This window comes from Novosphingobium flavum, assembly GCF_014230315.1.
Taxonomy (GTDB): Bacteria; Pseudomonadota; Alphaproteobacteria; order Sphingomonadales; family Sphingomonadaceae; genus Novosphingobium; species Novosphingobium flavum.
Map to the genome: position 1 here is coordinate 37,585 of NZ_JACLAW010000015.1, position 14,901 is coordinate 52,485.

Annotated in this window: 12 protein-coding genes; 6 read left to right on the forward strand and 6 right to left on the reverse strand. The window is 66.4% G+C overall.

Annotated elements, in window-relative coordinates:
• Positions 1-210 precede the first annotated feature (210 nt).
• Together H7F51_RS16650 and H7F51_RS16655 are read left to right on the forward strand one after the other, a co-directional pair.
• Complete coding sequence (locus H7F51_RS16650) at positions 211-2,196, forward strand: flavin monoamine oxidase family protein (RefSeq protein ID WP_185665448.1); 1,986 nt, start codon at positions 211-213, stop codon at positions 2,194-2,196.
• A gap of 60 nt (positions 2,197-2,256) precedes the next feature.
• On the forward strand, positions 2,257-3,663 hold the full coding sequence (locus H7F51_RS16655) for an amino acid permease (protein ID WP_185665449.1): 1,407 nt from the start codon (positions 2,257-2,259) through the stop codon (positions 3,661-3,663).
• A 79-nt stretch (positions 3,664-3,742) separates the two neighbouring features.
• On the opposite strand, the gene H7F51_RS16660 is transcribed toward H7F51_RS16655, so the two are convergent.
• From H7F51_RS16660 to H7F51_RS16670, 3 genes are all read right to left on the reverse strand, one after another.
• A complete protein-coding gene (locus H7F51_RS16660) occupies positions 3,743-4,111 on the reverse strand; it encodes a c-type cytochrome (RefSeq protein WP_185665450.1) in 369 nt (122 codons plus the stop codon).
• Positions 4,111-4,632 carry a hypothetical protein gene (locus tag H7F51_RS16665; protein ID WP_185665451.1) on the reverse strand — a complete coding sequence of 174 codons (522 nt, stop codon included), beginning with the start codon at positions 4,630-4,632 and terminating at the stop codon, positions 4,111-4,113. Before H7F51_RS16665 ends, H7F51_RS16660 begins: the two co-directional genes overlap by 1 nt.
• Positions 4,633-4,751: 119 nt before the next feature.
• Positions 4,752-5,231: an Lrp/AsnC family transcriptional regulator gene (locus H7F51_RS16670; protein ID WP_185665452.1), complete on the reverse strand. Its 480-nt coding sequence runs from the start codon at positions 5,229-5,231 to the stop codon at positions 4,752-4,754.
• A gap of 138 nt (positions 5,232-5,369) precedes the next feature.
• Here H7F51_RS16670 and alr point away from each other — a divergent pair, with 138 nt between their 5' ends.
• The 3 genes from alr to H7F51_RS16685 are packed head-to-tail and all read left to right on the forward strand — an operon-like array spanning position 5,370 to position 8,139.
• Positions 5,370-6,509 carry an alanine racemase gene (gene alr / locus H7F51_RS16675; RefSeq protein WP_185665453.1) on the forward strand — a complete coding sequence of 380 codons (1,140 nt, stop codon included), beginning with the start codon at positions 5,370-5,372 and terminating at the stop codon, positions 6,507-6,509.
• Entirely contained in the window at positions 6,506-7,762 is a 1,257-nt protein-coding gene (locus H7F51_RS16680) for a D-amino acid dehydrogenase (protein ID WP_185665454.1), read from the forward strand. Before alr ends, H7F51_RS16680 begins: the two co-directional genes overlap by 4 nt.
• A gap of 29 nt (positions 7,763-7,791) precedes the next feature.
• The gene (locus H7F51_RS16685) at positions 7,792-8,139 is read left to right on the forward strand and encodes a RidA family protein (RefSeq protein WP_185665455.1); all 348 of its coding nucleotides are present in this window, start codon (positions 7,792-7,794) and stop codon (positions 8,137-8,139) included.
• A 92-nt stretch (positions 8,140-8,231) separates the two neighbouring features.
• On the opposite strand, the gene H7F51_RS16690 is transcribed toward H7F51_RS16685, so the two are convergent.
• The 3 genes from H7F51_RS16690 to H7F51_RS16700 form a co-directional block, all read right to left on the reverse strand.
• On the reverse strand, positions 8,232-9,617 hold the full coding sequence (locus tag H7F51_RS16690) for an MFS transporter (RefSeq protein WP_185665456.1): 1,386 nt from the start codon (positions 9,615-9,617) through the stop codon (positions 8,232-8,234).
• A gap of 73 nt (positions 9,618-9,690) precedes the next feature.
• Positions 9,691-11,838, reverse strand: coding sequence for a PQQ-dependent dehydrogenase, methanol/ethanol family (locus tag H7F51_RS16695; protein WP_185665486.1), 2,148 nt, complete (start codon positions 11,836-11,838; stop codon positions 9,691-9,693).
• A gap of 379 nt (positions 11,839-12,217) precedes the next feature.
• Complete coding sequence (locus H7F51_RS16700; protein ID WP_185665457.1) at positions 12,218-12,424, reverse strand: hypothetical protein; 207 nt, start codon at positions 12,422-12,424, stop codon at positions 12,218-12,220.
• 31 nt (positions 12,425-12,455) lie between these two features.
• On the opposite strand from H7F51_RS16700, the gene H7F51_RS16705 reads away from it, so the two are divergent.
• Positions 12,456-14,807: a TonB-dependent receptor plug domain-containing protein gene (locus H7F51_RS16705; RefSeq protein WP_185665458.1), complete on the forward strand. Its 2,352-nt coding sequence runs from the start codon at positions 12,456-12,458 to the stop codon at positions 14,805-14,807.
• The last annotated feature ends 94 nt before the right edge of the window (positions 14,808-14,901 follow it).

Consider the following 14,901-nt stretch of genomic DNA (forward strand, 5'->3'; position numbering starts at 1 on the left):
TTGGTTCGGCCCGCTTTCGGCAAACAACCGGGCAGGGGCCCTGTTAGCCTCCTCGTCGTAGCTCAGGGAAAGCCGGGCTCCCGCGCAAGGACCCGAAAGCGGGCCGCGGGAGCGGGACATCAGCCATGCGGCTGGGCCCACCGACCTTCCCGTAAACTGGGCGCGCAGGACGAACGATGGTATCTTTCTCTTGAGGCGAAGGAATTGCACATGACCATCGACAAGGATCTGGGCATGGGTCGGCTGATCCAGCGCCGGGACTTCATCCAGGGCGTGGCGGTCGGCGTCGGCGGCGCCGCGGCCGCTTCGGCCAGCCCGGTCATGGCCAAGGCGGGCAGCAGCGCATTTGCCAATTCCGATGGGCCGGTCTCGGCGGCGAACTATCCGCCGATGCGCACCGGCATGCGCGGGCAGCACCCCGGCGCGTTCGAAGGTGCCCACGCCCTGCGCGACGGGCAGGGCTTCCCCGGCGCGGTCGATACCGGAGAGCGCTACGATCTGGTCGTGGTCGGCGGCGGGCTCAGCGGCCTGGCGGCCGCCTACTTCTTCCGCAAGCGCGCCGGGCCCAATGCCAAGATCCTGATCCTCGACAATCACGACGATTTCGGCGGCCATGCCAAGCGCAACGAGTTCGTCTACAACGGCAAGCAATTGCTGGCCAACGGCGGCTCCTCCTATCTCGTTTCCCCATCCCGCTGGACTTACGAATCGATTTCGCTGATCCGCGAGCTGGGCATTGGTCGCGGCCATCCGAGCGACCGGGTCGACGGAAACATCTACCGTTCGCTGGGGATGCAGTCGTCCACCTTCTTCCGCAAGCAGGTCTACGGTAAGGACAAGCTGCTGCTGGGCGGGACCCCCACCAGCCCCACGCCCGAGTGGCTGGCCCAGACCCCGTTTTCGCAGCGCGTCCGCGACGATCTGCTGCGCATCACCACCGCCAAGATCGACTACATGAGCGGAATGAGCGCGGCCGAGAAAACGGCGAAGCTCCAGGCCATGAGCTACCGCGACTATTTGCTCAACGTCGCCAAGGTCCATCCCGACGTCGTCCCGCTGATGCAGGGCATGTGGTGCCTTGGCGCCGACATGGGGACCGCCTGGTTCGCCTTTTTCCGAATGCGTCCCGGCTTCCAGGGGCTTGGCCTTGAGCTGCCCCTGCTTTCGCCCGAAAGCGAGGAGCACAAGGCCGACGATTTCGTCATGCCCGCTGGCAACAGCGACGTTGCCCGGCTGATCGTCCGCGCGCTCATCCCCGATGCGCTCGCCCCCGGCGATTTCGCCGCGGTCGAAACGAAGCGGGTGAACTATGCCGCGCTTGACCGGGAGCAGCCTACCCGCATCCGCCTGTCGAGCATTGCGATCAAGGTTCGCCACGTTGGTACGGCGGGCCGCCTGTTCGACCCCGACAACAGCGAATGCGAAGTCACTTACATGAACGGGGGCAAGGCCAGTCTGGTTCACGGCAAGAACGTGATCATGGCCTGCATGAACAACATCGTGCCCTACCTGATCCCGGAATTGCCCGAAGAGCAGAAGACTGCCCTTCACGCGGCGGTGCGCGCGGTGAACCAGGAAACCAACGTCCTCTTCCGCAACTGGGAAGCGTTCGCAAGGCTCAAGACCAATTCGATCGCTTTCCCGGGCACGTTCTACGGACGGATGAGCCTGCCATCCCCGCGCTACTTCGGTGACCTCGTGCCGTCGCGCGTGCCTTCCGAACCGATCGTGGTCTCGTTCGGCACCGGGGCCAATTCGGGGGTCTGTTCCAATACGACGATGCTCAGCGAACTGACCGGCGGAAATCCGCCCGAGCCGGGCACTCCGGCCGACGACCAGTTCCGCATGGCCCGTGCAGGACTGTTGCAAACGCCTTTCGAGCACTTTGAGCGGGCCGTGCGCAGCCAGGCAGCGGCGGCCCTCTCGGGCACGGGTTTCGATCCCGCCCGTGACATTCTGGCCATTACGGTCAATCGCTGGGCGCACGGCTTCACCACCGGGCGCAACCAGCTGTTCGAGGCGGACCAGGTCGGCAAGACCTCGCCCACCGAGATCGCCCGCGCGCCCTACGGCCGGATCACGATCGCCAATGCCGATGCCGGCGGCGTTTCCACCGCCGGCACGGCGATCGACGAGGCCTTCCGCGCCGTGCGCGAGCTCGAACAACGCCAGCTCGGCTTCTACGAACAAATCTGAGATGCGTGAGGGAAGGGCTGGATTTCCAGCCCTTTTTTCATCCCAAACCGGGGATATTCAATGCATAACTGGAACCGCCGCAAGCCGGTGGAGCTCGATGCGCTCGCATCGCATCATCGCCTGCGTCCCACGCTCAGCTGGTGGCATCTCGTCGCCCTCGGCGTCGGCGCCATCGTCGGCACGGGCATCTACACCCTCGTCGGGATCGGCGCCAACCTCGCCGGGCCCGCCGTCATCCTGTCCTTCGGCGTGGCGGGGCTGGTCTGCGCCTGCGCCGCGCTGTGCTATGCCGAAGTCGCCACGGCGATCCCGGCCTCGGGCTCGGCCTATACCTACAGCTACGTGGTGATCGGCGAGCTGATTGCCTGGATCGTCGGCTGGAGCCTCATCCTCGAATATTCGCTGGTTGTCAGCGCCGTCGCCGTCGGCTGGTCGGGTTATGCGACTGGTTTCCTGACCTCGCTTGGCGTTCCCCTGCCGCTGGCGATCAGCGCCGGGCCGCACGCGGGCGGCATCATCAACGTGCCCGCCGTGCTGATCGTCTTCGCGGTCGCCGGCCTGCTCGCCCTCGGCACGCGCGAAAGCGCCACGGTCAACGCTATCCTCGTGCTGGTCAAGGTTGTCGCGCTGGCCCTGTTCATCGCGGTCGCCCTGCCGCATTTCGACGCAGCCCAGTTCCATCCCTTCATGCCCTACGGCTTCACCCCGCGCGAGGTGAACGGCACGCAGCACGGCGTGATGGCGGCCGCCGCGATCATCTTCTTCGCCTTCTACGGGTTCGACGCCATTTCCACCGCGGCCGAGGAAGCCAAGAATCCCGGCCGCGACCTGCCGATCGGCATCGTCGGCTCGATGCTGGTCTGCACGGTGATCTACGTCGGCGTGGCGGCCGTCGCGGTCGGCTCGATGCCCTTCACCGAATATGCCAACAGCCCCGAGCCGCTCGCCCTGATCCTGCGCAATCTGGGGCAGGGCAAGGTGGCGGCGATCATCGGCGCCGCCGCGATCGTTGCCCTGCCGACGGTGATCCTGGCCTTCCTCTTCGGGCAAAGCCGGATCTTCTTCGTCATGGCCCGCGATGGGCTGCTGCCCGAAAGCCTCGCCCGCGTCAGCAAGCGCAGCGGTACCCCGGTGCGGATGACGATGATCACCGCTGTCATCGTCTCGGTCCTCGCCGGCCTCGTCCCGCTCGATGCGATCGCGGCGCTGGCCAATGCCGGCACACTGGCGGCCTTCATCGCGGTTGCCGTGTGCATGATGATCATGCGCCGGCGCGAGCCCGATCGTCCGCGCATCTTCAAGACCCCGCTGCCGTGGGTGGTGGGGCCGCTGGCGATCCTGGGCTGCCTCTACCTGTTCTGGAGTCTTCCCGAGCTGACCAAGCTCTTCTTCCTGGCGTGGAACGTGCTGGGCTTCGGGATCTATCTCTGGGTCGGCCGCAACAGGCCGCAGCCAGCGGTGGCCTGACCTCGCCAATCTCCCGACACGAAAAAAGGGCCGGTCCGAAGACCGGCCCTTTCAGTTTGAGCCGCCGAGGGGGAAGCGGCTACTTGAGCGTGGCGAGATAGGCGATGAGGTCCGCCCGGCGCTTGGCATCGGGAACGGCGATCACCATCCGGGTGCCGGGCACGACCTTCATCGGCGCGGCCAGGAAGGCATCGAGCTGCGCCGGGCTCCAGACCTTGCCTGCCTTGGCGAGGGCCGGCGAATAGGCAAAGCCCGGCAGCGAGCCGGACTTGCGCCCGACCACGCCAGCAAGCGTCGGGCCGACCTTCTTCTCGCCGGCCTTCGTGCCGTGGCACGCCGCGCAGGTGGCGAAGGCGGTCTTGCCGTCGGCGGCGGACTGGGCCAGCCCCGGCTGGGCGATGAGACCAAGCGCGGCCACCAGCGACAGGGTGAGGGCAGGGCGCTTCATCAGTTCACCAGATTCCACGGGCGGTAGATGATGACGTTGCCGTCATAGCTGTAGGTCAGCACCTTGCCGTCGGCGGAAAGGCTGTAGGTCGCCTTGAGGCTGACCTTGCCATTGCGGCTGACGACGAGGTTGAGCGTGGTGTCGTTGGCCTTGGTCAGCGATACCACGTTGAAGGCGAGGGCACCTGCTGAACTGTGATATTCGATCGCCGGGGTGCCATCGACCTGCGCTGCCCAGTGACCCGAAGTCAGCGCGCCGTTTGCGGTCAGCGTGGTGAACGAGACGAGGATCTTGCCGCCCTCGGTATAAGCAAAGCTGCGGATCGCGGCCTGCGGCTTGGGCCCGGTGTAGGTCGAGGCGGCAAGGTCGACCTTCCAGGTCCCGATCAGGGCGGCGGGAGCCTGTTCGCGTGCGTCGTGAAGGGCCGCGCCCGGCGCCGGTTCGGCCGCGCGGGCCTGCGGTGCGATGATGGCTCCGGCCAGCGCGGCCGAGGCGAGGATCGTCTTGAAGCGGAAGGTCATCGGTTCCTCCATGGGAAAGGCCCGATCACTGCCGGGCACAGGCCGATTGTGCCGATCCGCGGCGAAATTTTCTGCCGATTGCCGCCGGGCCGGCGCGCCGCTGTGCGGACTTGGGGTGCTTACCCGGCAGAGCCCCGGTGATGCCCGGCGTGCGAGCCGGTCCCGGCCCTGAGCACGTTGCGCATGGCGATGCTGGAATGGATCCGTGCCACGCCGGGCAGGCGCGAGAGGACGTTGGTGTGCAGTTCCTCGTATTTCCCGGCCGAGCTGAGCGAAACCCGCATCAGGTAGTCGGCGTCCCCGGTCATCAGGTAGCACTCGCGGATTTCGGGATGCTGGCGCACGGCGTGTTCGAAGCGGCGCAGGTATTCCTCGGTCTGCTTCTCCAGCGTGATCCGCACGATGGCGACCGTGCCCTCGTCATCCTCGCCGACCGAGATCACCGCGCTGTAGCCCCGGATCACGCCCGATTGCTCAAGCAGCTTGACCCGCCTGAGGCAGGCCGACGGGGAAAGGCCGACCGCTTCGGCCAGGGCCTGGTTGGACATGCGCCCGTCCAGCTGAAGCAGGCGGAGGATGTTGCGGTCGATCTTGTCCATGGCCTTCGCAGGATAGGCGTGGCGACGCCGTGATTTCTGCCGAATTAGGGGCTTCCCCGGCAGGTTCTGCACCACTTGCGCAGAACATTCGAAGCATCTGCGGATAGCCTTGGCGGCAGCTGATGAAGGATCCGCCGCATGGACTGTCCTGACGATATCGCTGGTGCGCTGCTGACGATCGACCTTTCGGCGCTGGTTGCCAATTACCGGCGCCTCGCCGCCCGCGTCGCTCCCGCCGATCTCGCCGCCGTGGTCAAGGCCGATGCCTATGGGCTGGGCGCGGCCGAGATCGTGCCCGCGCTGGTTTCGGCCGGATGCCGCCACTTCTTCGTCGCCCATCTCGGCGAGGCCCTCGCGATCTGCAACCATGTGCCGCGGGGCAGCGCGCTCTATGTCCTCAACGGCCTCGTTGCCGGCGCCGAGGCGACATGTGCCGGCGCCGACATTGTGCCGGTGCTCAACTCGCTCGGCCAGGCGCACCGCTGGCGCGATCTGGCGCTGCGCCGGGGCCGCCCGCTGCCCGCCGTGGTCCAGGTCGATAGCGGCATGTCCCGCCTCGGCCTTTCCGCTGCGGACGCGGCGACGCTCGCTGCCGATCTCGATTTCCGCGCCCGCGTGCCGCTGCGCGCGGTGATGAGCCACCTTGCCTGCGCCGACGAACCGGGCAGGCCGGCCAATGCCCGCCAGCATGCCCAGTTCGCCGAGCTGGCTGCGCTGTTTCCGGGCGCGCCGCGCTCGCTTGCCAATTCGGGCGGCTGCCTGCTTGGCGCCGCGTTTCGCGGCCAGATCGCCCGCGCCGGGATCGCGCTCTATGGCTCCGATCCGGCCGAGGACCTGGCCGAGCCGTTCCGGCCGGTCGTGCGCCTTGATGCGCGGGTGATCCAGCTGCGCACCGTGCCCGCCGGAACCGGCGTCGGCTACGGGCTCGACTGGATCGCCCCGGTAGAGCGCCGCCTTGCCACCCTCGCGATCGGCTATGCCGACGGCCTGCCGCGCAGCCTGATGGGGCGCGGCGCGGCGTGGTTCGGCGGCGTGCGCCTGCCGATCGTCGGCCGCGTTTCGATGGACAGCATGACGGTCGACGTCAGCGATCTCGCTCCCGGCGCCCTGAGCGAGGGCGATCTGGTCGAGATCATCGGGGCCAACCAGCGGGTCGACGATCTCGCGGCGGCTGCCGGCACCATTTCCTACGAAATTCTCACCAGCCTCGGTGCGCGGTTCGGCCGGACCTATGTCCCGGCGACCTGCTCCCGGCCCGTTCTGGAGGCAATTGCATGAAGATCCTGATTCTCGGCAGCGGCGTGATCGGCGTCACCTCGGCCTGGTACCTCGCCCGCGCCGGGCACGAGGTGGAAGTGATCGACCGCCAGCCCGGTCCCGCGCTCGAAACCAGCTTCGCCAATGCCGGCGAAATCTCGCCCGGCTATGCCTCGCCGTGGGCCGCGCCGGGCATCCCGCTCAAGGCGATCAAGTGGATGATGTCGAAGCATTCGCCGCTGATCCTGCGGCCCGGCCTCGATCCCGAGCGGCTGGTCTGGCTTGCCCGGATGCTCCGCAACTGCACCGACGCGCGCTACGCGGTGAACAAGGCGCGGATGGTACGGATCGCGGAATACAGCCGCGACAAGCTGATGGCCCTGCGCAGCGATACCGGCCTTGCCTATGACGAGCGGATGAAGGGCACCCTGCAACTGTTTCGGACCCAGGCCCAGCTTGACGGCATCGCCAAGGACGTGGCCGTGCTCAAGGCCGATGGTGTGCCTTTCGAGGTGCTGGGCCGCGAAGGCTGCATCCGCGCCGAGCCCGGCCTTGCCGGCGTGGCGGACAGTTTCGTCGGCGGCCTGCGCTTGCCGGGCGACGAGACCGGCGACTGCTTCAAGTTCACCAACGCGCTTCAGGCCCTGGCCGAGGCGATGGGGGTGAAGTTCACCTACAACACCGGGATCGACGGGCTCGAGGTCGAGCGCGGCCGCATCAACGGTGTGCGGACGGATAGCGGGGTCAAGCGCGCCGATGCCTATCTCGTCGCGCTCGGCTCCTATTCGCCCCACCTGCTGCGCCCGCTCGGGATCAAGCTGCCAATCTACCCGGTCAAGGGCTACTCGATCACCGTGCCGATCCTTGACGAGCCGCGCGCGCCGGTCTCGACCATCATGGACGAAACCTACAAGATCGCGATCACCCGCCTTGGCGACCGCATTCGCGTCGGCGGTATGGCCGAGATCGCCGGCTTCGATCCGCGCCTGCGGCCGGCGCCGCGCGAAACGTTGGAAATGTCACTTTCCAGCCTGTTTCCCGGCGTGTCGGACCTTTCGGCGGGCACCTACTGGTCGGGCTTTCGCCCGATGACGCCCGATGGCACCCCGGTTATCGGTGGCACGGCCTATGACAACCTCTATCTCAACACCGGCCACGGCACGCTGGGGTGGACCATGGCCTGCGGCTCGGCCCAGGTCATCGCCGACATCATCTCGGACCGCCAGCCCGAGATCGAGACGGCCGATCTCGGCATCTGCCGCTATGGCACCTGATTTTTCAAGCCGGCTTCCAAGGAGCAACCATGACCATCGAACGACTGCAACAGGGCCCGCGCATGAGCCAGGCCGTGATCCATGGCAACACCGTCTATCTCTCCGGCCAGGTGGGTGAGCCGGGCGAGAGCGTGACCGAGCAGACCCGCACCATCCTTGCCGAGATCGAGGCTCTGCTGGCCGAGGCCGGCAGCGCCAAATCGAAGATCCTGATGGCCACGATCTGGCTGGCCGATATGGCCGACTTCGCCGAGATGAACGCGGTGTGGGACGAATGGGTCGGCGGACAGGACGCTCCCGCCCGCGCGACCGGCGAGGCGAAGCTGGCCACGCCGGACTATAAGGTCGAGATCATCGTGGTCGCCGCGCGCGACTGATCCGGCTCCACGGCAGCAGAAAAATGGCCGCGCGGTGAAGCATCGCCGCGCGGCCTTTGCTTTGTCCCGATGGCGAGGCGGGCGTTACACGCTTACGCCTTGGCCGGCACCACGCGGATGACGCCGGCTTCGGGCTCCGCCTCCGGCTCGGCCGGAACGCCGCTCTCGACCTCGGCCAGCAGTTCGCGGAAATGCCTGAGGTTGGTGATCAGCGCGCAGAAGCCCACGAAGGCCGCCGTGCTGCACACCACCTGCAACGAATGGCCAACCATCATCGGCCCGCCGAAGACCTTCTCGGTCACCAGCGCCACCGCCGTCGGCCCCACGCCATAGCCCACGACCTGCACGGTCAGGGTATAAAGCGAGGCGGTCATCCCGCGCATCGCCCCCGGCGTCACCCGCTGCAGGCTGAAGGCGATCAGGCTGGTCGGCAGGCCGCAGCAGAAGATGATCCCGCCGATGATCGCCAGCGCCACTATCGGCGTCTGGGCGAAGGGGATGGCCAGACACAGCGAGAAAGAACCGACCACGGCGCAGCAGGCCGCGCGCAGGGCCCCGTCCGCATAGCCGCGCCGGGTCAGCATTCCGGCCACCCAGGGGCCAGCCAGCGTGCCCACTCCGCCGAACAGCAGCGTGATCGCTCCGACCTGCCAGCCGACTGTTGCCGCCGGCATTCCGAAGACGCGGATCAGGTAGGTCGGATACCAGGCCGGGATGCACAGGAAGACGATCCCGCTGCAGGCGGCATAGAGATAGAGGCGGCCATAGAACGCGCGGCTCCGGTGCAGCTTGGCCGCACATTCGCGCAGGGTGAAGGGCCGGGCCTTCTTCGTGGCCGAGGCCATGCGCGGCGGCTCGCGCACGCTCAGCAGAAAGGCGCTGAGCAGCAGGCCGGGCAGGCCAACCAGCACGAAGGAAAGCTGCCATGTCTCGAGCGAGGACAGGGCCGGGATCAGCAGGATGACGCTGGCGGCAAAAGTGATCACCGCGCCGCCGGCCAGTAGCGAGAAGCCTCCGCCGATCTGGGTGCCGAGCGCGAACAGGCTGAGCGCGCGGGGCAGGCGCCGGGTCGAGAACAGCTCGGGGATGACCGACATGGCGACGGGGTAGACGCAGGCTTCGCTCACCCCCACGCCGAAGCGGGCTATCGCCAGTTCCCAGAAGTTGTCGGCCATGCCGCACAGGGCCGTGCACAGGCTCCACACCGTCACACCGCCCAGCAGGATGTTGCGGCGATTGGTCACGTCCACCAGCCGCCCGAACAGCGGGGCAGCCGCGATATAGGCGGAAATGAAGGCGAAGCCCTGGATGAAGCTGAACTGGGTATCGCTGATGTCGAGTGTGCGCTTGACCGGATCGACCAGCAGGTTGAGCAACTGCCGATCGACATAGGCCAGCGCATAGGAGGTGGTCAGCAGGATCAGCACGTACCACGAACCTGCCGAATCCAGTACCGTGGGTCTCTCGTCGCGGTTCATCGGCGCATCCTCGTGGGGGATTGGGGGATCACATCACAGTTCGGGCTTGGGCGCAAAGCGGGCTTTCGGGCTCTCATGGCGCGGGTTCCCGCTTGATCTCGGCCCAGTCCTCGCGCGCCCGGGCCACAAGGTACTTGTGAACGAGTTGGGCCTGGGCCGGGGTGAGCTTGTCGGTGAAGGGGGCCATGCCGTTCTTGGCCCGCTTGCCGCCCAGCACGATGTCGAGGAATTCGGCGTGGGTCTGGGGCGACATCTTGCGCAGGTCCTTGATCCCGCCGCGCGCGTTGTCGCCGTGGCAGACGGCGCAGTTCTGGGCAAACAACGCCTCGCCGGCCTTCACGTCGCCCATGGTGTAGGCCATGTCCGGCGGCGGGCTCAGCGTGGTCGGCACGTCCACCAGCGGCGGCAGCTTGGCCGTCCCGCCCAGCTTGAACACGAGCAGGCGGCCATAGTCGCCGATCCTGACGCTTGGCCCGCTCAGGTTGTCGTGCGCCACTCCGCCGCCATAGCCGGCATTGATCGCCACATATTGCACCCCGTCGATCGCGTAGGTGATCGGCGCGGCGATCGGGATCTGTTGCACCGGCATCTCCCACAGCCTCGCTCCGCTGCGCGCATCGAAGGCGGCAAAGGTCGCGCTGCTGGTCCCCTCGAACACGAGATTGCCCGCCGTCGCCAGCGTCCCGCCATTGCTGGCGCCGCGCATCGGCACGCGCCAGGCCTCGCGCTGGCGCACCGGGTCCCAGGCGAGGAGGTAGGACTTGACGTTCGCCCGGCCGGTCTGTTCGAGCTGGCGGGCGAGTTCCGCGTTCGCCGGCCCGCCCAGGCTGGTGCCGATCTGCGACATCTCGCCCGGCTCCAGCCTGAAGGCCGGGTCGACCGCGAGGATGCGGTAGTTCTCGGTGACCGGGAAATAGGCGAGGCCGGTCTTCGGGCTGAACGCCATCGGATACCAGTTGTGCGCGGCATTGGGTGTCAGCAGGAACGGCTTCTCGCCATAGCGCGCCGCCGGGTTCATGATCGGCCGCCCGGTCTTCATGTCGATCCCGCTGGCCCAGTTCACCGGGGCATAGGGCTTGGCCGAGATCAGCTTCCCCGTCGCCCGGTCGAGCACGTAGAAGAACCCGTTCTTCGGCGCCTGGATCAGGGTATGGCGCAGGCGCCCGCCGATCTTCAGGTCGGCCAGGATCATCGGCTGGGTGGCGGTATAGTCCCACTCCTCGCCGGGGTTCTGCTGGTAATGCCAGACATAGGCCCCGGTATCGACGTTGACCGCCACGATCGAGGCGAGGAACAGGTTGTCCCCGCCGCCGGGGCTGCGATAGCTCCACACGCGCGGGCCGCCGTTGCCTCCGCCGATGTAGACCAGCCGCAGCTTCGGATCATAGACGATCGAATCCCACGGCGTGCCGCCGCCGCCCAACTCCCACCACTTGCCGCGCCAGGTCGGTGCCGAAATTGCGTCGGCTGCGGCCTGGTTGGCCGGCTCGGCCCCGCGCTTGGCCGGATCTCCGGGAACCAGGTAGAACCGCCAGAGCTTCCTGCCCGTTTCGGCGTCATAGGCCGTGGCATAGCCGCGCGCGGCGGCCTCGGCCCCGGAATTGCCGATCAGCACCTTGCCGTCGAACACGCGCGGCGCCCCGGTGATCACCTGGGCGAAGGGCTGGCCGTCGTCGAACACCTCGGTCGACCAGACGGGCGCGCCGGTCTTGGCATCGAGCGCGATCAGGCGCCCGTCGAGCGTGGCGAGGTAGATCTTGCCCTTCCACGCGGCGAGGCCCCGCGTCACGATGTCGCAGCAGGCGAGCCGGCCGAACCTCTCGGGCACCTTGGGATCGTATTGCCACAGCTTGCGCCCGGTGCGCGCGTCGAAGGCGGTCGTGATGTTCCACGGCTGGATCGTGTAGACCACGCCGTCCACCATCAGCGGCGTTGCCTCCAGCCCGCGGGTAGAGCCAAGATCGGCATACCAGGCGAGGCCCAGCGCAGAGACATTCCCCGCGTTGATCTGGTCGAGCGGGCTGAAGCGCTGCTCGTCGTAAGTGCGCCCATAACCCATCCATTCGCCCGGCCTTCGGTCAGCTTCAACCATCGCCCGGTCGTCAACCTGCGCAGCGGAAGGGAAGGGCGCGGCCGAGAGTCCGGCTGCCACGAGCGGGGCCAGCGCGGCGGTTCGCAAGATCGCGCGCCATGCCGGAAAAGCCCTGAAACCGCTGTGCATCACGAATCGACTTTCCCGCTGGATGGCTGCGGGAAAAGTTGAATACAGTATTACAAAGGCGTCAAGCCCGGTTCGGTAATTTGTTCTCCGGGCGGGATTGCGCTCAAAAAGCGCAACGAATCAGCGGTTTTTTTAAGGGGATGGCGATCCCCCTGCCAGCTGGGGCGGCTGCCGTCCGATCGCCCATCGGCAGCGAGGCCGCGGCGCGAAAGGTGAGGGGTCGGGCAACCTTCCAACACCTCGTGATGGCTGGGTCGTCCTGTAAAATGATATAATACCATATAGATAGCGCTGGCGTAGCGACAATCTGTCCGGCCCTGCGTAAATTGTCTGATTGTATCGAACTGTTTCCGGGTCGATCAGGTCAGGACAAGGCTTGTCATCCTCTGTTGGCAACCTGTGTCTTCGCGTCGGCGTGCCAGCCGCAACGATCAGAAATGACGTGAATCCTTGGTTTTATGGCCAAAGTCGGGCGACCATGTTCATCGCCTGTGTCCTGCGCGACACGGGGCAGGGGCATTTCGTGCACCTGCGAAAAGCGGCTTGACACCCGGCTCATACGAATATTGTATTCAACAATCTTCATCGAAGGGGTTTCCACCGTGCGAATCAACCGAATGACTGCGCTTTTCCTCGGATCTGCGGCCGCCGCGCTTTCAGTTCCGGGCCATGCGCAAGCCCAGACCGCCCCGGCCGAGGCCACGGACGGCGCAGACAGCCAGGACGTCATCGTGGTGACCGGCACGCGCGACCCTTCGCAGACGGTGCGCAACTCGATCAGCCCGATTTCGGTCGTCAGCGGCGATGCTCTGCGCTCGACCGGCAAGGCCGACCTGCAGGATGCGCTGGTCCAGCTCTCCCCTTCGATCACGCGCCCGCGCATTTCCAACGGTGCCGGCAACCTCGTCGAAAAGATCAACCTGCGCACGCTCTCGTCGAACCAGACCCTGATCCTGGTCAACGGCAAGCGCCGCCACACCACGGCGGTCGTTGCCGACACCCCCGGCATTGAGAACGGTTCCTCGCCGGTCGACCTCGGCATGATCCCGACCTCGGCGATCGACCATGTCGAGATACTGCTCGACGGCGCCGCCGCGATCTACGGGTCCGACGCGATTGCCGGGGTGATCAACATCATCCTCAAGTCGAACTCCGAAGGCGGTGAATTCAACGCCCAGAACGGCCTCTACTACCGCGGCGATGGCTTCAGCTCGTCGGAGAGCGTCAACTACGGGATGAAGCTCGGCGCCGGCGGCTTCGTCAGCCTGAGCGCGGAATACCGCCACCAGGACCATACCAACCGCTCGGAAACCGACACCCGCGTCGGCAAGGACGTCTCGCGCTATTTCGGCATGCCCGCGTCTGACCGCATTACCCTGGGCCTCAACGCCGGCTACGACCTTTCGTCTGACATCCATGCCTATGCCTTCGGCACCTTCGGCCACCGCTACGGCGAATCCTACCAGAACTACCGCCTGCCCTCTCAGGCCCCGGCGCTGATCCCCAATGGCCTCAACCCGCTGGTCAAGGACCTCGAGGACGATTTCAGCATCACCGCCGGGATCAAGGGCGAGATGGGTGACTGGGCCTGGGATATCAGCTCCACCTACGGCGGGGACTGGAACAACTACACCCTGCAGGATTCGATGAACCAGTCGCTTTACAAGGCCACCGGTTCCACCCCGTTCTATTTCTACGTCGCCGGCTATGCGACCAAGCAGTGGACTACAGACGCCTCGCTGCGCCGCAATTTCGACCTCGGCCTTGCCGCTCCGCTCTCGATCACCGTCGGCGGTCAGTACCGCAAGGACTGGTACCGCACCACGGCGGGCGACCCCAACTCCTACTACGGCGCGGGCACCGACGGCGTCTCCGGTCTTTCTCCGAGCAACGCGGTCAGCGCCAGCCGCACGGTCAAGGCAGCCTATGTCGACGTGTCGACCAAGCCGCTGAGAGACCTGCAGGTCGCACTGTCCGGTCGCTACGAAGACTACACGATCTCGGGCAACGTCCTCACCGGCAAGGCCTCGCTGCGCTATGACTTCAGCCCGGTCTTTGCCGTGCGCGGCACGGTCAGCAACGGCTTCCGCGCGCCGAGCATGGGCGAACAGTACTTCACCAAGGTCGGCGTGACCTCGCTCGGTGCCTCGGGCACCCTGGGCTACAGCACCCCGGGCGGCAAGCTGCTCGGCGCGCCCGCGCTCAAGCCCGAAAAGTCGATGAACTACAGCGCCAGCCTGCTGATCAATCCGTCGAGCCGCCTGCACTTCGCGGTCGATGCCTACGAGATCACGATCCGCAATCGCATCGTCAATGCCGGCACGGTCAGCGGCGCCACGGCCATCGCGGCGCTTGCGGCGCAGGGCATCCAGGTCAACGCCGGCTCGACCGCGGTCACCGTCAGCTATTTCACCAATGCGGCGGACACCAAGACCCGTGGTCTCGACTTCACCGGCTCCTACCACCTGCCGCTGGGCTCGGGCAATTCGATCGACTTCAGCGTCGCGGCCAACTTCAACCACACCGACGTGCTCAAGGTTTACAACAACCTGCTGGGCTCGCCGCTGCTCAACACTCAGACCGCTGCCTACATCTCGACCTATTTCCCGAAGAACAAGTTCGTCTTCGGGATGAACGCCAAGCTCGGCCAGTTCGGGATCAATCTGCAGGAAATCCGCTGGGGCCCCTCGTGGACCCAGCGCCAGTTCTATTCCGGCCCGAATGCCAACTCGATCACCGTGTTCTACCCGTTCCACAACGACGTGCGCTGGCAGACCAACCTCGAGCTGTCGGCCAACCCGACCGACCGCATCCGCGTGGCGCTCGGGGCGAACAACCTGTTCAACGCCTATCCCAACCGCGCCCCGGCCGAGACCGTCTTTGCCGGCGTCGCCAATTACGAGCAGGTTGGCCAGGGCCTCGACGTTCAGGGCGGTTCCTACTACGCCTCGGTCCGCGTGAAGTTCTGACCGCGGCGCGCCGACAGGTCGGCGCGATCCGGAATGCGAATGGCCAGGCGATGGTTCGCCTGGCCATTCGTCTGTCTGCGGGAGCGCCGCTCGG